The organism is Thermolongibacillus altinsuensis (assembly GCF_004341205.1).
Taxonomy (GTDB): domain Bacteria; phylum Bacillota; class Bacilli; order Bacillales; family Anoxybacillaceae; genus Thermolongibacillus; species Thermolongibacillus altinsuensis.
On record NZ_SLUL01000001.1, the window covers coordinates 123604 to 143352 of the forward strand.

At 43.9% G+C, this 19749-nt stretch carries 26 protein-coding genes; 18 read left to right on the top strand and 8 right to left on the bottom strand.

Features of this window, described 5'->3' with window-relative positions:
• The first annotated feature begins 58 nt into the window (after positions 1–58).
• The gene (locus tag EDD69_RS00670) at positions 59–508 is read left to right on the top strand and encodes a YpbF family protein (protein WP_243643002.1); all 450 of its coding nucleotides are present in this window, start codon (positions 59–61) and stop codon (positions 506–508) included.
• 1 nt (position 509) lies between these two features.
• Here the strand turns inward: EDD69_RS00670 and EDD69_RS00675 are convergent, their stop codons facing one another.
• From EDD69_RS00675 to EDD69_RS00685, 3 genes are read right to left on the bottom strand one after another with little or no spacing between them, the layout of a single operon-like run.
• Complete coding sequence (locus EDD69_RS00675) at positions 510–1079, bottom strand: manganese catalase family protein (protein WP_132947042.1); 570 nt, start codon at positions 1077–1079, stop codon at positions 510–512.
• 20 nt (positions 1080–1099) lie between these two features.
• A complete protein-coding gene (locus EDD69_RS00680) occupies positions 1100–1360 on the bottom strand; it encodes a spore coat protein CotJB (protein WP_132947043.1) in 261 nt (86 codons plus the stop codon).
• Entirely contained in the window at positions 1357–1587 is a 231-nt protein-coding gene (locus EDD69_RS00685; RefSeq protein ID WP_132947044.1) for a spore coat associated protein CotJA, read from the bottom strand. The genes EDD69_RS00680 and EDD69_RS00685 overlap by 4 nt, the downstream gene beginning before the upstream one ends.
• A 120-nt stretch (positions 1588–1707) precedes the next feature.
• On the opposite strand from EDD69_RS00685, the gene EDD69_RS00690 reads away from it, so the two are divergent.
• The 3 genes from EDD69_RS00690 (at position 1708) to EDD69_RS00700 (ending at position 3670) form a co-directional block, all read left to right on the top strand.
• A complete protein-coding gene (locus tag EDD69_RS00690; protein WP_132947045.1) occupies positions 1708–2091 on the top strand; it encodes a hypothetical protein in 384 nt (127 codons plus the stop codon).
• Between the two features lie 8 nt (positions 2092–2099).
• Entirely contained in the window at positions 2100–2861 is a 762-nt protein-coding gene (locus EDD69_RS00695) for a metallophosphoesterase (RefSeq protein ID WP_132947046.1), read from the top strand.
• Positions 2862–3079: 218 nt separating this feature from the next.
• Complete coding sequence (locus EDD69_RS00700; RefSeq protein WP_132947047.1) at positions 3080–3670, top strand: genetic competence negative regulator; 591 nt, start codon at positions 3080–3082, stop codon at positions 3668–3670.
• Positions 3671–3791: 121 nt separating this feature from the next.
• Here the strand turns inward: EDD69_RS00700 and EDD69_RS00705 are convergent, their stop codons facing one another.
• A complete protein-coding gene (locus EDD69_RS00705; protein WP_132947048.1) occupies positions 3792–4490 on the bottom strand; it encodes a PIG-L deacetylase family protein in 699 nt (232 codons plus the stop codon).
• 182 nt (positions 4491–4672) lie between these two features.
• On the opposite strand from EDD69_RS00705, the gene EDD69_RS00710 reads away from it, so the two are divergent.
• From EDD69_RS00710 to bioA, 4 genes are all read left to right on the top strand, one after another.
• The gene (locus EDD69_RS00710) at positions 4673–5950 is read left to right on the top strand and encodes a Glu/Leu/Phe/Val family dehydrogenase (RefSeq protein ID WP_132947049.1); all 1278 of its coding nucleotides are present in this window, start codon (positions 4673–4675) and stop codon (positions 5948–5950) included.
• Between the two features lie 70 nt (positions 5951–6020).
• Positions 6021–7001: a YpdA family putative bacillithiol disulfide reductase gene (locus EDD69_RS00715; RefSeq protein WP_132947050.1), complete on the top strand. Its 981-nt coding sequence runs from the start codon at positions 6021–6023 to the stop codon at positions 6999–7001.
• A 78-nt stretch (positions 7002–7079) separates the two neighbouring features.
• Positions 7080–7754 carry a dethiobiotin synthase gene (bioD, locus tag EDD69_RS00720; protein WP_132947051.1) on the top strand — a complete coding sequence of 225 codons (675 nt, stop codon included), beginning with the start codon at positions 7080–7082 and terminating at the stop codon, positions 7752–7754.
• The gene (gene bioA, locus EDD69_RS00725; RefSeq protein ID WP_132947052.1) at positions 7730–9091 is read left to right on the top strand and encodes an adenosylmethionine--8-amino-7-oxononanoate transaminase; all 1362 of its coding nucleotides are present in this window, start codon (positions 7730–7732) and stop codon (positions 9089–9091) included. The genes bioD and bioA overlap by 25 nt, the downstream gene beginning before the upstream one ends.
• A 45-nt stretch (positions 9092–9136) precedes the next feature.
• On the opposite strand, the gene ypeB is transcribed toward bioA, so the two are convergent.
• The 3 genes from ypeB to prsW all read right to left on the bottom strand — a co-directional run bounded on the left by ypeB (position 9137) and on the right by prsW (position 12053).
• Positions 9137–10477: a germination protein YpeB gene (gene ypeB, locus EDD69_RS00730; RefSeq protein ID WP_132947053.1), complete on the bottom strand. Its 1341-nt coding sequence runs from the start codon at positions 10475–10477 to the stop codon at positions 9137–9139.
• A gap of 12 nt (positions 10478–10489) precedes the next feature.
• Positions 10490–11281 carry a spore cortex-lytic enzyme gene (gene sleB, locus EDD69_RS00735; RefSeq protein ID WP_132947054.1) on the bottom strand — a complete coding sequence of 264 codons (792 nt, stop codon included), beginning with the start codon at positions 11279–11281 and terminating at the stop codon, positions 10490–10492.
• An 88-nt stretch (positions 11282–11369) separates the two neighbouring features.
• Positions 11370–12053 carry a glutamic-type intramembrane protease PrsW gene (gene prsW / locus EDD69_RS00740; protein WP_132947055.1) on the bottom strand — a complete coding sequence of 228 codons (684 nt, stop codon included), beginning with the start codon at positions 12051–12053 and terminating at the stop codon, positions 11370–11372.
• Between the two features lie 98 nt (positions 12054–12151).
• Between prsW and EDD69_RS00745 the strand changes: the two genes are divergently transcribed.
• From EDD69_RS00745 to fni, 7 genes are all read left to right on the top strand, one after another.
• Positions 12152–13120: an asparaginase gene (locus EDD69_RS00745; RefSeq protein ID WP_132947056.1), complete on the top strand. Its 969-nt coding sequence runs from the start codon at positions 12152–12154 to the stop codon at positions 13118–13120.
• Between the two features lie 50 nt (positions 13121–13170).
• Positions 13171–13833 carry a flagellar brake protein gene (locus EDD69_RS00750; protein ID WP_132947057.1) on the top strand — a complete coding sequence of 221 codons (663 nt, stop codon included), beginning with the start codon at positions 13171–13173 and terminating at the stop codon, positions 13831–13833.
• Between the two features lie 55 nt (positions 13834–13888).
• Positions 13889–14068, top strand: coding sequence for a YpfB family protein (locus EDD69_RS00755; RefSeq protein ID WP_132947058.1), 180 nt, complete (start codon positions 13889–13891; stop codon positions 14066–14068).
• Positions 14069–14144: 76 nt separating this feature from the next.
• Positions 14145–14825 carry a (d)CMP kinase gene (gene cmk, locus EDD69_RS00760; protein WP_132947059.1) on the top strand — a complete coding sequence of 227 codons (681 nt, stop codon included), beginning with the start codon at positions 14145–14147 and terminating at the stop codon, positions 14823–14825.
• Entirely contained in the window at positions 14822–15403 is a 582-nt protein-coding gene (locus EDD69_RS00765; RefSeq protein ID WP_132947060.1) for a lysophospholipid acyltransferase family protein, read from the top strand. Before cmk ends, EDD69_RS00765 begins: the two co-directional genes overlap by 4 nt.
• 151 nt (positions 15404–15554) lie before the next feature.
• Complete coding sequence (gene rpsA, locus EDD69_RS00770; protein ID WP_132947061.1) at positions 15555–16694, top strand: 30S ribosomal protein S1; 1140 nt, start codon at positions 15555–15557, stop codon at positions 16692–16694.
• Positions 16695–16707: 13 nt separating this feature from the next.
• Positions 16708–17757, top strand: coding sequence for a type 2 isopentenyl-diphosphate Delta-isomerase (gene fni, locus EDD69_RS00775; protein ID WP_132947062.1), 1050 nt, complete (start codon positions 16708–16710; stop codon positions 17755–17757).
• A gap of 23 nt (positions 17758–17780) precedes the next feature.
• On the opposite strand, the gene EDD69_RS00780 is transcribed toward fni, so the two are convergent.
• Entirely contained in the window at positions 17781–17885 is a 105-nt protein-coding gene (locus EDD69_RS00780; protein WP_132947063.1) for a YpzI family protein, read from the bottom strand.
• Between the two features lie 102 nt (positions 17886–17987).
• On the opposite strand from EDD69_RS00780, the gene EDD69_RS00785 reads away from it, so the two are divergent.
• The 3 genes from EDD69_RS00785 to EDD69_RS00795 are packed head-to-tail and all read left to right on the top strand — an operon-like array spanning position 17988 to position 19662.
• Positions 17988–18587, top strand: a complete 600-nt coding sequence (locus EDD69_RS00785) for a YphA family membrane protein (protein ID WP_132947064.1) — start codon at positions 17988–17990, stop codon at positions 18585–18587.
• The gene (locus tag EDD69_RS00790) at positions 18584–19480 is read left to right on the top strand and encodes a YIEGIA family protein (protein WP_132947065.1); all 897 of its coding nucleotides are present in this window, start codon (positions 18584–18586) and stop codon (positions 19478–19480) included. Before EDD69_RS00785 ends, EDD69_RS00790 begins: the two co-directional genes overlap by 4 nt.
• Positions 19477–19662, top strand: coding sequence for a capping complex subunit for YIEGIA (locus EDD69_RS00795; protein ID WP_132947066.1), 186 nt, complete (start codon positions 19477–19479; stop codon positions 19660–19662). The genes EDD69_RS00790 and EDD69_RS00795 overlap by 4 nt, the downstream gene beginning before the upstream one ends.
• The last annotated feature ends 87 nt before the right edge of the window (positions 19663–19749 follow it).

Here is a 19749-nt window from a genome sequence, read left to right on the forward strand (position 1 = left end):
TTTTTGTTCTAAACGATAAAGCTTGGACATAGTGTTGGAATAAAGAAAATCGGCAGAGGTGGTTACGATTTTTCCGATTGAGATCGATGAAGTAACGAAGCAAATGCTGTTGCATTTAATTGAACGAAAGAAGGAATGGGACGAGCTTGAGACAAAGCAGAAATGGATGAAGTGGTGCGCAATATTGGTGTTTGTTGCATTTGCCTCTTATTTGTACGTTGCCATTATTCGTCCAAGTCAAGGGACGATCGATCGAATGATCTCCTTATTTTTGGATAACTCCTTTCATCTTTATATGTTGATGTTCGTGTTTTCTATTTATTGGGGTTCGTCGTTTTACAAAAAGAAATGTGAAAAAGCGGAGCAAGAATTTCATGCGCTCCGCTGCGAAATGATTCAAAAAAGTGCTGATTTATTTCGAACGGAAGACGCTTGGAACGCACGTCATCTCCTTTTTGCTTGGATGAAGAACGAACATGATATTAATTTATATTATGAAAATAAGTAGTTTAGAAGATTTTCTTCTGATCGCGTTCTTCTTTTAATAATTCCACTGCTTCACGGAAACGTTGGGCATGAATAATTTCTCGTTCGCGTAAGAAGCGCAAACCGTCGTTTAAATCTGGATCGTCGCTCATATTAATAATCCATTGATAAGTGGCTCTCGCTTTTTCTTCTGCGGCAATATCTTCGTATAAATCAGCAATCGGATCTCCTTTTGCTTGAATGTAGGTCGCTGTCCACGGAGAGCCTGCAGCATTATGGTAAAATAGCGCTGGACCGTGGTTTACATAATGCTCACCTAATCCCGCTTCTTTTAATTGTTCAGGCGTTGCATCTTTTGTTAATTTGTAAACCATGGTCGCAATCATTTCTAAATGCGCAAATTCTTCTGTGCCGATATCGGTTAATAGACCAACCACTTTATCAGGAATGGTGTAACGTTGGTTTAAATAACGGAGAGCTGCTGCTAGTTCTCCATCTGCCCCGCCATATTGTTCAATTAAATATTTGGCTAGTTTCGGATTACAACTGCTGACCCGCACAGGATATTGCAGCTTTTTTTCATAAATCCACATCGGATAAGCTCCTTTCGGTTTTAAACTTGCCACGGCCAAGGGGTTTTTGACCAATCCCAAGGATAATGGGAGTAGCTATTTCCATATTGTTGAAGTGGGCCGAATTGCGTTTCATATTGTTTTTTTAATTTTTTTCGTTCTTGCGCTAACTCATTAAACTGTTGAATGGCTTCGTAATCGTGTGGATGCGTGTCTAAATATAAGGTTAAATCAATAAGAACAAAATCGATGGCTTGGAGCTGATGAAGGAGATCGTAATATTCTTTAGGCATTTGCTTCATGTGCGTTCATTCCTTTTCATTTGTTCGTACGGGCCGCAGTACGGATCATAAAAAATTTTCCACGTTGTCCCTTTTCTTAATGCCTCGTATGGAGCGTATTGCGGCAAACGCGGCGGCTGAAACCCGATGTAAAGATTTGGTGCGGTTACATATGTTTTTGGGGTTAGCGGTGGACAAGGATCGAAAGGGCTTCTATACGGTTGGTATGTTTTTCGTGTTGTAAACATAAAAAAATCCTCCCTCAAAGATTGTCAATGGATGTATATGAATTCGCTCATGTCCTCATTCCTTTTTTGCGAATGATTCCTCCTCTTTCTTTCATACGTTGAAAAAGAGGAGGTTTTTTTATGTTGCGACTCTTTTTTTGTCTCATTGTCGGCTTTGTTTCAGGATATTTGATGATTGCATGGACACCGTTAACGGTACCGTTTGTATTCGGAACGTTTATCACGGAACTCATTTTTAATCCGCTTAAAACCTTTTTGGCGCTTGTTTGTTTTTTGATCGGCTTTGTGGCGAATGCATTGTTAATTCGTTCGGCTATTCGGCAAACCATTTGTTTGTGGAAGAGAAAAGGAGTACGGATCGGCGAACTGGTTTTCTCTTATAGCGCGTTTGCAAGTTTTTATGCTTTATCGACGATGAATGCAGAAAAAACGTTTGTTTTTTTTCTCTTTTCGTTCATCTATGGTATGATGACGATGGACATTTTTATTGAAAGAAAGCGGTAGGAGGAATTATGTGGATTTTTTTCGTTGTGATCATTTGTTTTATTTTTTATATGTGGATGGAAGCGCATCGAAATCGGATCGTGCGACATCATTTTTCTTTTTCTTCGTTTCCGAAAAGCTTTCGCCGTTTTCATCTCTTTTTTATTTCCGATATTCATCGGCGCCGCGTTTCGCCAAAGTTGATTGAGCGGTTAAAAGGGGACGTCGATCTTGTTGTTATCGGCGGCGATTTGACAGAAAAAGGGGTGCCATTTGCGCGGGTAAAGGAAAATATTCTGTTGTTAAGGCAACTGGGTCCTGTTTATTTTGTTTGGGGAAATAATGATTATGAAGTCGATTTTCATGAGTTAGATGCGCTTTTGCTCGATTGCGGCGTGAAAATTTTAGATAATACGGCTGTCATGTTTGAGTCTGAAGAAGGGGAGAGAGTGGCGTTGATCGGGGTGGATGATGTAAACGGACGGCGAGATCGCCTCGATTTTGCGCTAAGCGATGTGCCACGGTCCGTTTTTCGCATTCTTGTTAGCCATGATCCGCGCATCGTTCAAAAAATTAAAAAAGAAGATGATATTCATCTCGTCTTGAGCGGTCATACGCATGGCGGACAAATTCGTTTTTGGAAGTTTGGTCTTTATGAAAAAGGCGGCGTTAAAGAAATCAACGGCATGAAGGTGCTTGTGAGCAACGGCTACGGAACGACTGCTCTTCCTCTTCGATTCGGTGCCCCAGCGGAAGTTCATCTTCTTTCTCTTCATTCTGAAAAAGATTAGACAAAAGATGTTTGGTTCGCGATCATGGACGGGAATACTTTGTTACTGGGGGATTTTGTATGTCAACGCAGTATTTGAAAGAATGGTTAAAAAGCAGTGAAAAATACTTGTCTAACAGCCATAAAACGATGTAAACTCATTAGTAAACAATAGAAGAACGTTTTGATTTGTTCTTCATATGCTAATAGTAAAGTCTGTGTAGGTAAGGAGGGATGTTTATGCGGCTTGAACGCTTAAACTATAACAAAATTAAAATATTCCTCACATTTGACGACTTAGTCGAACGCGGTTTAACGAAGGAAGATCTTTGGAAAGATACGTTTAAAGTGCATCAACTATTTCGCGACATGATTGATGAGGCAAGCGAGGAACTTGGATTTGAAATTAATGGATCGGTCGCTGTTGAAGTGTACTCTTTACCGGCACAGGGCATGGTTGTCATTGTAACGAGCGAAGGCGAGATGACGGATGAGGAAGACGACGAGTTTAGCGATGATTATATTGAAATGCAAGTAACGCTTGATGAAAGCGATGATATATTTTTTGAATTTCGCACATTGGAAGATGTTATTCAATTGGCAGAACGTCTTTATGCGCTTGGTTGTCACGGTGGCTCGCTATATAGCTACGAAGGTCGCTTTTACTTGTACTTCGAAGAGCCGACGATCGATACCGATGATTTTGTCGCGATTTTAGCCGAATATGGAAGCCCATCAACATTAACGATCCATCGCGTTCAAGAATACGGAAAAAAATTAATGGAAGATCAAGCGATTGCACAAATTTATCAATATTTTGTAAAAAAATAACCTTCGCTTTATGCGAAGGTTTATTTTTACTAGCCAACTAAAAATGTTAAAAAAATTAAGCGATAAGAGTGGCTCTTTCGGATTGTTTCGATGTCCAACCCCAAACTGTTTTCGGTTTTCCTTACGCGAACGGATTGCTCGGTTTTTCCCCATTTTTTGACCAAGCTAGCATGAAATATTCGCGATTTTGGAATTTATGGAACGAATCGCTATGAACGGATGGAAAGACGCGTTCGACCGATAAATGTTGCGTGCGATGGGCAAGCAAAGCTTGTTGGACTTTTTTCGCCTCTTCTTTCCCAAATGAAAAGATAACATCGATCTTTTCGATCGAGTCGCCGTAGCGGGAGGAAGGTCTGCCAACAACGGTGACGTAGTACAATTGTTCAACAGGCGTTTCTTTTGCCTCGGCAACGGCGCGATAGGTTGCGCGCTGAATGGCTTGGTGATCGCGGTGTCCCGAAATGCCATGCGGCGGAAACGTCACAACGATTTTAGGCTGATATTCGTCAATAAGGCGGCGAACGGAAGTGACAAGAGCATCTTCATGTTCAGGCAATTTTCCATCGGGATATGTATCGGTGACGAGATGGTCGACTCCTAAGATGGCCGCTGCTTGTTCGAGCTCTTTTTTGCGCACATGCGGCAGTTCCTCTTTTGTGCAAACAGGCGGATTTCCGCATTTGCCAGCATCGCCAAGCGTTGCTGAATAAACGATCGTCTCCACGTCATCGCGCTTTGCCAGCGAAGCTAGCAATCCACCAACCGTAAATGTTTCATCATCGGGATGAGCAAAACAAAATAAAATGCGTTTTTTCATCAGTTTTCGGCTCCTTTCTTTGCTTCCATTATATCGTTCTTATAAAATCATGTGAATGCTCTAATTTTTTGAAAGCGATTGCAAAAAAGCGATAAAAACTTCTTTGCATAAAAGCGCTTAAGGTGTATACTATGACATGAAAGGTGGACAATATTTTACAAATGGTCATGGGAGGTTTACAAATGGTAGCCGAAAAGCATACCAACGAAGAAAAACACGAAGACAAACACGATATTCTCCGCGCGACACAAATCGTCATACATAGAGCGCTCGAAAAACTCGGATATCCTGAGGAAGTGTATGAGCTATTAAAAGAGCCAATTCGCATGCTAACGGTGAAAATTCCGGTGCGCATGGATGATGGCTCGGTGAAAATTTTTACTGGCTACCGTGCACAACATAATGATGCGGTCGGTCCAACAAAGGGGGGGATTCGCTTTCACCCAAACGTAACAGAACGTGAAGTGAAAGCACTTTCAATTTGGATGAGTTTAAAATGCGGCATTGTTGACTTGCCTTATGGCGGTGGAAAAGGCGGCATCGTTTGCGATCCGCGCACGATGTCGTTCCGCGAGCTAGAGAGATTAAGCCGCGGCTATGTTCGTGCGATTAGCCAAATCGTCGGTCCGACAAAAGATATTCCAGCGCCAGATGTGTTTACAAACTCACAAATTATGGCGTGGATGATGGATGAATATAGCCGAATCGACGAGTTTAACTCGCCTGGATTTATTACAGGAAAGCCGCTTGTTCTAGGTGGATCACACGGCCGTGAAACGGCAACGGCAAAAGGTGTTACGATTTGCATTCGTGAAGCGGCGAAAAAATGCGGCATTGATTTAAAAGGTGCACGCGTGGTTGTGCAAGGATTTGGAAACGCGGGCAGCTACTTAGCGAAATTTATGCATGATGCAGGGGCGAAAGTAATCGGTATTTCCGATGCATACGGCGGATTGTACGATCCAAACGGCTTGGATATCGACTACTTGCTTGATCGCCGTGATAGTTTCGGAACGGTGACGAAGCTGTTTAAAAATACAATCACCAATAAAGAGTTGCTTGAGCTCGACTGCGACATTTTAGTTCCAGCTGCGATTGAAAACCAAATTACAGAAGAAAATGCGCATAACATTAAAGCGAAAATTGTTGTCGAAGCGGCAAACGGTCCAACGACGCTTGAGGCGACGGAAATTTTAACGGAGCGAGGTATCTTGATCGTTCCAGACGTGCTTGCTAGCGCTGGCGGCGTGACGGTGTCATACTTTGAGTGGGTGCAAAACAACCAAGGATATTATTGGACAGAAGAAGAGGTTGAAGAGAAATTAGAAAAAGTAATGGTCAAAGCGTTCAATAATGTTTATGAAACGGCACAAACGCGCGGCGTGGATATGCGTTTAGCGGCTTATATGGTTGGCGTACGAAAAATGGCCGAAGCGTGCCGATTCCGCGGTTGGATTTAATATTTGCACAAGTGCTAAAAATCTCCTATCATTGTATGATAGGAGATTTTTTTTCACGAGGTGAAATCAGTTGCAAAAAGAACAAATCATTATTGTTGGCGGCGGTCCGTGCGGATTAGCTGCGGCGATTGCTTTGCAAGACGTTGGCTTTTCTCCGCTTGTGATCGAAAAAGGAAATATCGTCAACTCGCTATATCATTACCCGACTCACCAAACGTTTTTCAGCTCAAGCGATCGGTTAGAAATTGGCGGGGTGCCGTTTATTACAGAAAATCGCAAACCGAAGCGCAACCAAGCGCTCGCCTATTACCGCGAAGTAGTGACGCGCAAAAACATTCGCGTCCATGCGTTTGAAAAAGTTGAGTCAGTCGTCAAAGAAACGAACGGAATGTTCACGGTCACAACGACGAAAGATGTGTATGAAGCTAAGTACGTTGTCATTGCGACAGGATATTATGACAATCCAAATTATATGAACGTTCCCGGTGAAGATTTGCCAAAAGTGACGCACTATTTCAAAGAAGCGCACCCTTACTACAATACGGACTGCGTGGTCATCGGCGGGAAAAACTCAAGCGTTGATGCGGCGTTAGAGCTTGTCAAGGCAGGTGCGCGCGTCACTGTTCTTTATCGCGGCTCTGAATATTCTCCAAGCATTAAGCCGTGGATTTTGCCAGAGTTTGATTCGCTCGTTCGCCAAGGCGTCATTAAGATGGAGTTCAATGCCCATGTAAAAGAAATTACTGAAGATGCGGTCATTTATACGGTGAACGGGGAGGAAAAGAAAATTAAAAACGATTTCGTCTTTGCGATGACCGGGTATCATCCGGATCATGAATTTTTAAAGAAAATGGGCGTCGGCATTGATGAAGAAACAGGACGTCCGCTTTACAACCCAGAAACGATGGAAACGAACGTTGAAGGCATTTTTATCGCTGGCGTCATTGCTGCTGGAAACAATGCGAATGAAATTTTTATTGAAAACGGTCGCTTTCATGGCGAACAAATTGCGGCATGCATTGCTGAGAGGGAAAAAAAGGTGTCCGAATAAGAAGGGCACCTTTTTTTTGTTGTGAAAAATTGTTAACTATTATAAAATATAAGTTAACAAAATAAAGGGGGAGAGGAAATGAAAGGATTTTTCATTACAGGAACAGATACCGATGTTGGAAAAACGATTGTGACGACTCTGTTGTTGCATACGCTTCAGCAAAACGGAGTTTCCTCCATCGCTTATAAGCCTGTGCAAAGCGGAGCGGAGTGGAAGGATGAAAAGTGGGTGGCTCCCGATGTTGAAATGTATCGGCGCGTTGCTCATGTGAATGAGGAAGAATGTTGTACATATTTGTTAAAAACGCCATGTTCCCCTCATTTGGCGGCAAAGTTGGACGGGGTAACGATCGATCCGAAGGAGATTGTTTCTCACGTCCGCTTATTGCAAGAAACATACGAATGCGTCCTCGTCGAAGGAGCAGGTGGCATCGCGGTACCGCTTGTTGATGATGCGTATATGATCGCTGATTTGGCAGCGGATTTACAGCTTCCTGTCATTATCGTCGCGCGTACAGGAGTAGGAACGATTAATCATACGGTATTAACGATAGAGTATGCGAAAAAGCGCGGTCTTTCATTAGCGGGGATCGTAATGAACGGATTTTCGGAGCCGCCGACGGACGTAGAAATGGACAATGTGCGAATGATTGAAAAAATGACAGGCATTCCTGTTATCGGAATGATTCCATACATGAATCCGATCCGGTTTGATGAAGTGAACGGAATATGGAAAGGGGAATGGTGGCGATGAGCGAACAATGGCTCGAAAAAAGCAAAAAATATTTATGGCTTCCGTTTACGCAAATGAAAGATTATGAAGAAAATCCGCTCGTCATTGAAAGCGGAGAAGGCATTTTTCTAAAAGATATAAGCGGAAAAACGTATTATGACGGGTATTCATCGCTTTGGCTGAACGTGCACGGCCATCGGAAAAAAGAAATGGATGAAGCGATTCGCAAGCAGTTAGAGCGCATCGCCCATTCGACGCTGTTAGGGGCAGCGAACATTCCAGCGATTGAGTTAGCGGAAAAATTAATCGAATGGACGCCGCCTAATTTGACGCGCGTTTTTTATTCGGATAGCGGAGCAGAGTCGGTCGAAATCGCTTTAAAGATGGCGTTTCAATATTGGCACAATCTCGGCGAAACACAAAAACAAAAATTTGTGACGTTAACAAACGGTTATCATGGAGATACGGTCGGAGCGATTAGCGTCGGATCGATCGACATTTTCCATACGGTGTATCATCCGCTTATGTTTACAAGCTATAAAGCGCCATTTCCAATGGTGTATCGCCATCCAAGCAACGACCCAAATGTCGTTCGCGATGAAGCGCTCGCACAATTAGAAGCGTTGTTTGAACAACATCATGAAGAAATTGCCGCAATGATTGTCGAGGCGATCGTTCAAGGAGCAGGCGGTATGCACATCATGCCGAAAGGATATTTAAAAGGTGTCGAGCAGCTTTGCCGAAAATATAACATTCTTCTCATTGTTGATGAAGTGGCGACTGGATTTGGACGGACTGGAAAACGCTTTGCTGTTGAGCACGAGAACGTTTCGCCAGACATTATGACGGTGGCAAAAGGCATTACCGGAGGCTATTTGCCGATTGCGGCAACGTTGACGACGGAAGCGATTTACGAGGCGTTTTACGGCGATTACTGTGAACTGAAGACGTTTTTTCACGGTCATTCGTATACGGGCAATCAGCTAGGGTGTGCAGCGGCGCTTGCGAATATTGCCTTGTTTGAAAAGGAGCGGTTGATTGAACAAGTCGAAGAAAAAGCGGCGTTTGTCGCGGAGCAGCTTGCGACATTTACCGAATTAAAACACGTTGGTGATGTGCGTCAGCTTGGGCTGATGTGCGGAATTGAATTGGTGCGCGACCGCGAGACGAACGAACCATATCCGTGGACAGAGCGCATCGGCTATCAAACAACGTTAAAAATGCGCGAGCTTGGTATGCTTACGCGTCCGCTTGGTGATGTAATCGTGTTTATGCCCCCGCTTACGAGCGCAATCGCTGATTTAGAGGCGATGATCTCAATCATGCGAGAAGCGATTGTAGCGACGACGGAACGGTAAACAAAGAAGGCTGTCCTTTTTTTGGGGACAGCCTTCTCGTTAAATTTATCCATAAACGGGTTCAGGGTTTTGTAGTTTTTCCACTTTTTCTTCTATGCCGTTTTCCGCGTTAATGAAAATGCGGTACGTATCATCCCCTAGCGTGCCTAAAAACTCATAGCACAGCACTTCTTTGTTTAAGTTGTTGAGGATGATCGCTTTTCGTTCCTCCATAATTTGAACGCTCGGATTGATTTTGGCGCGCGCCTCGGCGGCGGATAACGTTGGTTTCACGACTTGGCGCTTCGTAGGCGAAGATAAATAATCGCGAGCTGAGAAACCGATGATCGTGCCATCATCTAACGCGATTTTCATTTTAATCGCTTCTGGATAGATACGAATTCCGTTTTCGTTTGTGACGAACGTCAAAACGCCGATATTGTCATATTGTGTGCTTTCATAAAGCTCTAAGTTTTTAAACTTATGTTTTTTCAAAAAGTCAAGACCGCGCATCGTTGCTTCGTTTAAACTTATATTTTGCTTTTTGACGGGGCGGTTTTCAATGACCCAAATGGGATACCCGCCTTTTTTGGTTATGTCCATATAGGTTTCACTTTTTGTTTTTGGATTTTGAACGGTGACGCTATAAAAGCCGTCGCTTGCGCCTTTGCCGCTATGAACAACGCTTATTCGTTCATTTCCTTTTAAGCCGAGAAACGTTTTGGCGATTTGTTTCGCTTCTTTTTCGGTAATATTTTTTCCTTCTAAATGCGCAAAGCCCTTTTGTCCTTTTTCAGCGCTTGTAAACGTTGGACCAAAATCGGTTTCCTTATACGATTGGACATTTTTTTCAACGGTTTTAAAGCCGTCAATAATCGTATTGTCATTCGGCTTTTGATTCGTCGCAAGGGCCAGTTCTACATCCATCCAGCGCAAGTTATTTTGCAATACTAAATGTTGAACGTTGCGCAATTCTTGTTGAATGTCTGCCGCCTTTTTATAAAGCTGTTGCAGGGTTGCATATTCTTCTTTGTTTAACGGTTCCTTTTCTAAGTCACGAATAGCTGTTCGATAACTAAACGTGCCGATGTTCGCTAAAAATTCTTCCGTTTTATTGAACGGTAAGAGAGAAAGCGGGAGTTGTCCAACCGTCGCATGCGCTTCGGATGAAAGGCGCCACACTTCAGCAAGCGCTGGCGAGAGCGATTGCCGCGAATTCATGGCCAGCGTTGTCCCGATTTGATCATGAAGTAAATCGATTTGATATGTTAAATCATGAAATGCGCGCTGGTAGTTGTTTTCAGCGTGAATAAGCACCGCGTTTTTTTGTTGATGCTCGCGATAGCCCCAGTAAGCTGTTCCAGCAACGCCGATTGATAGTACAGCGATGAGCAATATTCTTAACAACGTGCTCCCCTCCTATTTGCAAAAAATATGTTTGCCGATTCGTTTAATTTGCGGACGGCTCCAAATCCATCCGTTCGTTGCTGTGCTCGGATTAAAATAGTAGAGCGCTCCTCCTGATGGGTCCCAGCCATTTAAAGCATCAAGCACCGCTTTTCGCGCGGTTTCGTTTGGAGTGAGCCAAATTTGACCGTCAGATACGGCAGTAAACGCCCCCGGTTCAAAAATGACGCCTGCGACTGTGTTTGGGAATGAGGGACTTTCGACGCGGTTTAAAATGACTGCTGCGACTGCCACTTGGCCGATGTACGGTTCGCCGCGCGCTTCACCATGCACCGCATTGGCCATCAGGCGAATGTCGTTTTGGGAAAAACCGTTTGGCACGTTGGCTGATGTATTCGCTGTTTTTTTTGCCTGTGTTGTGTTCGTTTTACGCGCTTTCACTTGCTGACTGAGCGGAACGCCGCCATAATGGGTGAACGAATTTCCTTTTCGCAATTGTTCGTAAACGAATGATTTGTAATATTTTGAGTTTCGTACAAGCTTTTGCTTTGTTGTTTGACCGACGAGGCCGTCAATCGGCAAGCCGAATTTGTACTGAAAGTTACGAACGGCCCAATACGTGCTCCATCCGAATACGCCGTCAATTTTTCCTTTGTAAAAGCCGAGATATTGTAATCGAGATTGCAGTTCGATAACGTCATCGCCTGATGCTCCTCGTTGAATGATTTGATTTGAAAATGCCTGAGCGTTTGGCGCATGACTAAAGGTGAAAAGAAGTAGAAAGCAAATAAGCACTTTTCGCATTGCTGGACCTCCCTTAATGTGTAAACCATGCCTTTTAGCACTATTTTTTGTAAAAACGGCAATTTTATGCGTAAAAAAAAACCAAGCATTACGCTTGGCTTTTGGCAGATTGTTCAATGAGATGAATGGCGGACATTCCTTTGGCGAGCTTCACCTTTTTGAGCGAAAGCCACCATAAAAAAATCATGAATGGGAGCATATAATACATCCATTTTTCTTGCGTCAGCAAAATGTAATCATACGTGCCGTGAAAGAAAAACGGAAGCAAAAAGGAGAGAAAAAGATAACGCTTTGTTTTGGCTGCGGCGCCAAACTTTGCTTTTCCTAAATAAAAGCCCATGATGACGCCAAATAACGCGTGGCTTGAAACAGGCAAGAGAGCGCGCGCAATCGCAAATTCGACGCCGTTGGCAAACAAGTATAAAATGTTTTCAAGCGTCGCAAAGCCGAGGGAAACGCTCACGCCATAAACGATTCCATCATATGGTTCATTAAATTCACGGTGATCATAAATGGCGTAGTAGAAAATAAACCATTTAAAAAACTCCTCTAACAAACCTGTTGCAAGAAAAGCTTCGAAAAAGTTCGTTGTGACGATATGCTCCACTTTTAATACGTATTGAATAAACATAAGCGGAAACACTAAAAATGCCCCGTATAAAAACATGCGGAAAACAAGTGATAAAGGTTCTGTTTCATATTCATCTTTTAAATAAAAATAGCTGAGCAATGCGAGTCCTGGCGCAATGCCCGCAGAAATAATGGCCCACATACTTCATCCTCGTTTCCATTTCTTTTCTTTTCATTTTAATGGTATCATGTTATTGTCATGTTGAAAATGATGAATTATGTAGTTTAGGAGAGGGTTGAATGAAAAGAATCTTCATTGTTCATACCGGCGGAACGATTTCGATGAAAGAAGATGAATCGGGGGCAGTCAAGCCCGATGAAACGCATCCGTTGCATGATGCATTGCCGTCCGTTTCGAGTCTTGCCGACATTGATGTCGAGCAATTGTTTCATTTACCTTCACCTCATATGACGCCTGAACATATGTTGAAACTCCGCAATTATATTCAACAAAAAGTACGAGAGAAACAGTTTGATGGTGTTGTTATTACGCATGGAACGGATACGCTTGAGGAAACCGCCTATTTTTTAGATTTGACGGTGCAATGCGATGTGCCGATTGTCGTAACAGGGGCGATGCGCTCAAGCAACGAAATCGGTGCAGACGGGTTGTATAATTTAATTTCCTCAGTGAAAGTGGCCGCGAGTGAAGAGGCGCGCGGCAAAGGGGTATTAGTCGTTTTAAACGACGAAATTCATACAGCAAAAAACGTGACAAAGACGCATACGAGCAACGTAGCGACTTTTCAAAGCCCGCAATACGGACCGATTGGAATCGTGACGAAGCGCGGGGTCTTTTTTCATCATGCGCCGACGAAACGAACGACGTATCCCATTTCTTCATTAAGTAAAAATGTGTTGTTGCTGAAGGCATATGCGGGAATGGATGATGCTATTTTTCATGCGGTGCGAACGCTTAAGCCGGACGGTGTTGTCATTGAAGCGCTTGGTCAAGGAAACTTGCCGCCAAAAGCCGCTAAAGGGGTCAAAACGCTGCTTGATGACGGCACTCCTGTCGTGCTTGTTTCGCGTTGTTTTAACGGAATTGTTCAAGATATTTACGGCTATGAAGGAGGTGGCAAACAGCTAAAAGAGATGGGTGTGATCTTTTCAAATGGGTTAAACGGACAAAAAGCGCGCATAAAGCTGCTTGTTGCCTTAGAGCAGACAAACGATTTTGAGCAATTGCAACAAATCTTTTTAGAATAAAGGGAGAAGCAAAAATAATAGAAAAAAGCAGCAAATCGGGGGGAAAATCATTGATTAAAATCGGCCATGTGCTTACGCTCGAACCGAAATATAGCGAGAAAGTGGAGACATATAAGTGCAAAGTTGTGGAATTAGAAGATGGAAAAGTATATGTCGATTATCCGTTCAATGTAAAGACGAACCGAACCGTTTTTTTACTGGATGGCATGCAGTTGAAAGCGGGTTTTGTCGGAGAGGATGAATCGTTTTATTCGTTTGATACAGAAGTGTTAGGAAGAGTAAAGAAGAACATTCCAATGCTCATTTTAGCGTATCCCGGTGATGAGCAACTGGTGCGCGTACAACGGCGGCAATTTGTGCGCGTCGATGCGATCGTCGATGTTGCCATTCATCCTCTAAACGGTGAATTTGAGCCGTTTACAACGGTGACAAGCGATATTAGCGCAGGCGGGGCAGCGATTGTCTTGCCGAATGAAATAGCAGGACTCAAAGCGGGAATGATGATCGAAACGTGGTTTGTTCTTCATATGCGTTCAGGCGACTATCATTATTTGCGCCTTTTAGCAAAAGTCGTACGCATTTTTAACGATAGCGTACCAAAGGCGTCATTACAATTTATGGAAGTGAGCGATGCAGAGCGGTTATTGCTCATTCGTTACAGCTTTGAAAAGCAATTAGAAGCAAAGAAGAAAGAAGAATGGCTGAAAGAATAAATCGCGCCCGTTTCTCCCATAATAAAAACAAAGTGTGAATAAAGGGAGAGCGGACATGAAAACGATCGAACGAATTTTATGGAAACTAGTCCTTATTCAGTTTATTTTTTTATTGCTTGCCCAATTTCTTCTTTTGTATACCCCTTTTGCTCCATATGTTGTAAAAGTGGTGCAATATGAAGGAGTAACGAAAAATTCTATGACAAAAGCGGTTGAAACATTCGACCGACCATAGCCTATATGTTAAAATAGAAAGAGCAGGGTCATTCCTGCTTTTTTGCTGAAAACGATGAAGTGTGGTAGGAGGGTTTATGGAAAAGAAAATTTCAATTGCCATTGATGGACCAGCTGCGGCTGGAAAAAGTACGGTTGCCAAACGATTGGCGGAAACATTATCTTATCTTTATATTGACACAGGTGCGATGTATCGCGCGTTAACGTACTGCGCTTTGAAGCGTGGCGTTGATGTGAACGATGAAAAAGGATTAATGAATGTACTGAATGATACATATATTGAATTAAAGCCATCTGAGCGTGGACAACTTGTGTTTGTCAACGGGGAAGATGTAACAGAGCTCATTCGCAAGAGCGATGTGACGAATTCTGTTTCCTATGTTGCCAAACATCCAGCAGTACGTGAAGAAATGGTGAAACGCCAGCGAGAGTTTGCCAAGGATGGCGGCGTCGTGATGGACGGGCGTGATATCGGCACGCATGTGCTTCCGAATGCTGAAGTAAAAATTTTCTTATTGGCATCTGTAGAAGAGCGGGCAAAGAGACGTCATGCCGAAAATATTGCTCGCGGCTTTCCTTCCGATTTAGAGCAGCTCAAAGAAGAAATCGCGCGTCGTGACAAAATTGATTCTGAGCGCGCAGTCGCTCCGCTTAAAAAAGCAGAGGATGCGATCGAAATTGATACGACGTCATTATCGATTGATGATGTCGTTTCGGAAATTATGAAAATTGTTGAAGAAAGGGTTGGGCGAGAGTGAGCTTTTACACGTTTGCTCGCGCAGTTGTTAAAAGCGTGCTTGCGCCGCTTTATCGCGTGGAAACAATCGGAGTGGAGCATATTCCAAAAGAAGGTAGCGTATTAATTTGCGCAAACCATATTAGCAACTTCGACCCACCGATGATCGGAATTACGTGCCCGCGCCCTGTACACTTTATGGCAAAAGCGGAACTGTTTCGCGTTCCGCTCTTAAAGCAGATCGTTCAACATCTGCACGCGTTTCCGGTGCGGCGCGGAATGGGGGACCGAGAAGCGTTGCGAACGGGCCTTGCGCTGTTAAAAGAGAAGAAGGTGCTCGGATTGTTCCCGGAAGGAACGCGCAGCAGAGATGGAAAGCTTGGAAAAGGATTGGCAGGTGCCGGTTTTTTCGCTTTGCGGAGCGAGGCTGCGGTTGTTCCGTGCGCCATTATCGGTCCGTACCGGCTGTTTCACCGCGTCAAAGTTGTTTACGGTCCACCGATTGATTTTGCACCGTTGCGCGAAAGAAAGGCGAGCGCCGATGAGGCGACAGCGCTCATTATGGAACATATTCGTCAGCTTCTTGAGGCGCATCAGTAATTCAAACTTGACAAAATGTTCGTTTTATTAGAGATTAGTAAAAAAGGAATTTTTTTCTTGTGTGTCAAATGGGACGAGCAAATGGTTGCTTTGCCCATTGAACATATATTTCTGTCGTCGAGCAGGTGTGGAGTGTAAGGAGGGTATTAGGATGGAAGAAATGAATCAAGTCGAGGTGCGCGCCTATGAAGTTGGCGACACCGTAAAGGGACAAGTAACAAAGGTGGAGGACAAACAAGTATTCGTTGATGTTGAAGGAAGCAAGCTAATGGGCATCATCCCGATTAGCGAAATTTCTGGCCTTCATATCGAAAAAGCGAGCGATGCGCTTTCCGTTGGCGATGAAGTCGTTGCGAAAGTGAAAAAAGTGGAAGACGAGGCGCTCATCTTATCAAAAAAAGCAGCCGATGCGGAAAAAGCATGGGAGGATCTCGAACAAAAATTTGCAGCTGGTGAGACGTTTACCGTTGTTGTGAAAGACATCGTAAAAGGTGGACTTGTCGCAGATGTTGGCGTTCGCGGCTTCATCCCAGCTTCGCTTGTAGAAACAAACTTCGTTGAAGATTTTTCAGATTACAAAGACCGTTCGCTTACCGTGAAAGTCGTTGAACTTGATCGTGAGAAAAATCGCGTCATTTTGTCTCATCGAGCGGTTGTTGAAGAAGAGGAAGCGGCGAAAAAGAAAGCGCTATTACAATCGCTTGAAGCAGGTCAAGTGCTTGAAGGCACGGTGGAGCGCATTACTGACTTTGGCGTGTTTGTCAATATCGGCGGCGTCGATGGGCTTGTACATATTTCGCAATTGGCACATACGCGCGTAGAACATCCATCTGATGTTGTTGAGAAAGGGCAAAAGGTGAAAGTCAAAGTGCTTTCGGTTGACCGCGACAATGGGCGCATTTCATTGTCGATTAAAGAAGCATTGCCTGGTCCGTGGGAAGGCATTGAGCAAAAAATAAAGGAAGGCGATGTCGTTGAAGGAACGGTAAAGCGTCTTGTTCCGTTCGGTGCGTTCGTTGAAGTGTTTCCGGGTGTGGAAGGACTCGTACACATTTCCCAAATTTCAACGAAACATATCGGCACGCCGCATGAAGTGTTAAAAGAAGGCGAGCAAGTCAAAGTGAAAGTGCTTTCAGTCAATGAACAGGAACGACGGCTGTCATTAAGCATCCGTGAGCTTTTAGAAGAAACGGCGGCAGAAGAAGATTATCGCGAATATACAAATACAGTGGAGTCAACGGGATTTCAGCTCGGCGAAGTGATTGGGGAGCAATTGAAAAAATTAAAATAATGGTGATGCAACGGTGGAACGAGCAAAACGAAAATTAGAGCATATCGAATATGCGCTCGCAACTGGTCAAAGCCGCTTGCACGGTTTTGATGACATCGTGTTCGTGCATAATAGTTTACCTGACGTTTCCACCACTCAAATCAATCTCGCGACACAAATCGGCGAACTTTCACTAAGTTCGCCGATTTTTATCAATGCGATGACGGGTGGTGGTGGCGAAGCGACGCTAAAAATTAATGAGCAATTAGCATATGTTGCTAAACAGTGTGGCTTGGCAATGGCGGTCGGCTCGCAAATGGCTGCGTTAAATGACGAACGCGAACGGGCTTCTTTTGCCGTCATTCGCCAAGTCAATCGCGATGGGATCATTTTTGCTAATTTGGGGAGTGAAGCGACGGTTGAACAGGCGAAACGAGCGATCGACATGATTGAAGCAAATGCGTTGCAAATTCATTTAAATGTCGTTCAAGAGCTAGTCATGCCCGAAGGAGATCGTGATTTTAGCAAAGCGTTGCGACGCATTGAGCAAATCGTTCGCGGAGTTGAAGTCCCTGTCATCGTCAAAGAAGTCGGCTTCGGCATGAGCAAAGAAACGGCGGCAAAGCTAGCAAACGTCGGTGTGATAGCTGTTGACGTCGGAGGGTTCGGCGGCACCAATTTTGCGCGCATTGAAAATGAACGAAGGGCGAGACGCCTGGCTTATTTCGAGCGTTGGGGAATGTCGACGACCGTCTCGATTGCCGAGATTGCCCAAACGGTTCCGAACGTTTCGATTATTGGCAGCGGCGGCATTCAAAATGCGCTTGATGTTGCGAAAGCAATTGCACTTGGCGCATCCGCTGTTGGGATGGCTGGATATGTATTGCGTTTGTTAGTAGAAGAAGGGATAGAGAAACTCATGGAAGAAATAACGCTTCTTCATGAAGATTTAACGTTGATCATGACAGCGCTTGGGGCGAAAACCATTGCGAAGCTGCAACGGGTGCCTCTTGTCATTCGCGGTGAAACGCATCACTGGCTGCATGAACGCGGAATTGATACGACGCGCTATAGCCGAAGATAAAAGGAGACGGACAGATCCGTCTCCTATTTTTCTGTTTTTGTTGCTCCTTTGTAATTGTTTGCGGGATCGCGATCGGATTCAACGCGACGAGACTCCTTTAATTTCTTTTCTTGGCGATCTTTTCCCATCTCTTTCCCTCCTTCTCCTTTTTACTATGGCAATGGTTCTTTTTTTGTATGCATCGATTAATTTTTGGAAAATAAGCCATAATGGAGAATGGAGGTGCTTAGGTGGAAGGGATTTATTTTTATTGGCTTTCTTGGTTGATTTGGATCATTTATACGTTTTTCATGCGCAAAGATCGGTTTCGTTTATTTGTTTGCAGTCATTTGCTTTTGTTAATCATTTTATCCGCCCATGAAATGACGATTGGGCCGTTTCAGTTTTCGTTTGCCTATTTGTTTTTGCTCGCTGTCGCGTATCAATTTGTGATGAAACGGAGAGGTCGTGCGTTTATTTATTTCGCTTTTGCAAGTGCGATTGTGACGATTACGTATGTCAGTTTTCATTTGCTTGCGTTGTTTGATCCTGTTTGGATATTTATGAATGAAACGTGGATGCTTGCATGCATGCTAGTTTGTGTGACGTTTGCGCTGTATCGTCCGTTTTTTTCGCGATTGTTACTATTGACCGTTGGTTGTTGTCAAGGGGAATTTTTATATTCGTTCATTTTGCGGCAATTTTCGTTTCACAATCTGATCGGTTCGCTTTTCTTTTTCGATGGATGGATGTTGTCCGTTTCGTTTTTATTTGCTTGGCGCTTTTTTGAACAACTTCCAACGTACGTCGATTCGTTATTCCAAAGACGGATGAAGGAGATGAAAACATGAATGAGTATACGTACCCGATTTTATTCGGTATGACGGTCGGATTGTTGACTCGGCTTTATTTATTAAAAACGGATTACCGTCAATACCCGACCTATTTGCACGGCAAAATTATTCATATTGCGCTTGGCTTTATTGCGTCAGGGCTTGGGACGGTTGCCGTTCCAGCGATTATGGAAAAAGAATTTACCGCGATTACGTTTTTAGCATTAGCCGCATCACAATTTCGCGATGTGCGCAACATGGAGCGCAACACGCTTAATGAACTCGATCAATACGAATTGGTGCGGCGCGGAAAAACATATATTGAAGGAATTGCCATCGTGTTTGAAGGGAGAAACTATTTGGTCATTTTTGCTTCGTTCGTGTCGACGTTTGCGTATTTAGTCGGAAACATATGGACGGGTTTAGTGGCAGCGATTATTTCATTTGTGGTTGCGCGCAAATTTATGTCTGGCAGTCGACTTGGCGATATTGTCGATATTGAATATGTCGAGCCGCATTTTGAAGGGGCGGGGTTGTATGTCGACAACATTTATATTATGAACATCGGCTTAAAGGCGCGCCAAGAAGAGATTTTACGTTACGGCATGGGCTTTATTTTAAAACCGAAAAATTTTAACGCGCGTTCAACGATTGCGAACCTCGGCCAGCGTCAAGCAATTTTGCACGACGTATCGACGGCGCTTGGCGTGTATCGGGATTCGGGAACGCCTGCGCTTGTGCCGCTCGCAAAGCGCGATTTAGATGATGGACGGGTCGGAATTTTTATTTTGCCGCAAGAGAAAGATATTGAAAAAGCCAAAGCGATTATTCGCAACGTGCCGACGCTGGAAAACGCCATTCGGATGCCGACGAAAGCGGAAGCAAATAAGGAAGGGAGACCATTGCGATGACGGTTGAAAAAGTGATTTTAGCGATCATTACGACTTCGCCGCATAAAGTGGCAGGAGGAGCTCCGACGTTTGTGTGCCAAACAGATGAAGAAATGCAGCGTGTGGCGGCTAATTTAGAAGCGATTTTAGATGGAATTGCGCATGCGTTAAGCGAAGATTTGCTTATTATTGTGAAACATTGATTTTTTTGATAAAATGGGAAAGCTAGACCCTTCAGAAGAAGGGCTTCTTTTTTGTTCGGCCTTCGAATATAAGCTAAAGGAGGTATA

What these genes read in the sequence shown, in the direction of transcription:
- EDD69_RS00685 (WP_132947044.1), bottom strand. Translation starts at nt 1,587, where the DNA reads ATGTTTACAACACGAAAAACATACCAACCGTATAGAAGCCCTTTCGAT.
- EDD69_RS00795 (WP_132947066.1), top strand. Translation starts at nt 19,477, where the DNA reads ATGACGGTTGAAAAAGTGATTTTAGCGATCATTACGACTTCGCCGCAT.
- EDD69_RS00690 (WP_132947045.1), top strand. Translation starts at nt 1,708, where the DNA reads ATGTTGCGACTCTTTTTTTGTCTCATTGTCGGCTTTGTTTCAGGATAT.
- rpsA (WP_132947061.1), top strand. Translation starts at nt 15,555, where the DNA reads ATGGAAGAAATGAATCAAGTCGAGGTGCGCGCCTATGAAGTTGGCGAC.
- EDD69_RS00710 (WP_132947049.1), top strand. Translation starts at nt 4,673, where the DNA reads ATGGTAGCCGAAAAGCATACCAACGAAGAAAAACACGAAGACAAACAC.
- EDD69_RS00780 (WP_132947063.1), bottom strand. Translation starts at nt 17,885, where the DNA reads ATGGGAAAAGATCGCCAAGAAAAGAAATTAAAGGAGTCTCGTCGCGTT.
- EDD69_RS00680 (WP_132947043.1), bottom strand. Translation starts at nt 1,360, where the DNA reads ATGAAGCAAATGCCTAAAGAATATTACGATCTCCTTCATCAGCTCCAA.
- sleB (WP_132947054.1), bottom strand. Translation starts at nt 11,281, where the DNA reads ATGCGAAAAGTGCTTATTTGCTTTCTACTTCTTTTCACCTTTAGTCAT.
- EDD69_RS00790 (WP_132947065.1), top strand. Translation starts at nt 18,584, where the DNA reads ATGAATGAGTATACGTACCCGATTTTATTCGGTATGACGGTCGGATTG.
- EDD69_RS00675 (WP_132947042.1), bottom strand. Translation starts at nt 1,079, where the DNA reads ATGTGGATTTATGAAAAAAAGCTGCAATATCCTGTGCGGGTCAGCAGT.
- EDD69_RS00745 (WP_132947056.1), top strand. Translation starts at nt 12,152, where the DNA reads ATGAAAAGAATCTTCATTGTTCATACCGGCGGAACGATTTCGATGAAA.
- bioD (WP_132947051.1), top strand. Translation starts at nt 7,080, where the DNA reads ATGAAAGGATTTTTCATTACAGGAACAGATACCGATGTTGGAAAAACG.
- cmk (WP_132947059.1), top strand. Translation starts at nt 14,145, where the DNA reads ATGGAAAAGAAAATTTCAATTGCCATTGATGGACCAGCTGCGGCTGGA.
- bioA (WP_132947052.1), top strand. Translation starts at nt 7,730, where the DNA reads ATGGAAAGGGGAATGGTGGCGATGAGCGAACAATGGCTCGAAAAAAGC.
- prsW (WP_132947055.1), bottom strand. Translation starts at nt 12,053, where the DNA reads ATGTGGGCCATTATTTCTGCGGGCATTGCGCCAGGACTCGCATTGCTC.
- EDD69_RS00755 (WP_132947058.1), top strand. Translation starts at nt 13,889, where the DNA reads ATGAAAACGATCGAACGAATTTTATGGAAACTAGTCCTTATTCAGTTT.
- EDD69_RS00705 (WP_132947048.1), bottom strand. Translation starts at nt 4,490, where the DNA reads ATGAAAAAACGCATTTTATTTTGTTTTGCTCATCCCGATGATGAAACA.
- EDD69_RS00695 (WP_132947046.1), top strand. Translation starts at nt 2,100, where the DNA reads ATGTGGATTTTTTTCGTTGTGATCATTTGTTTTATTTTTTATATGTGG.
- EDD69_RS00700 (WP_132947047.1), top strand. Translation starts at nt 3,080, where the DNA reads ATGCGGCTTGAACGCTTAAACTATAACAAAATTAAAATATTCCTCACA.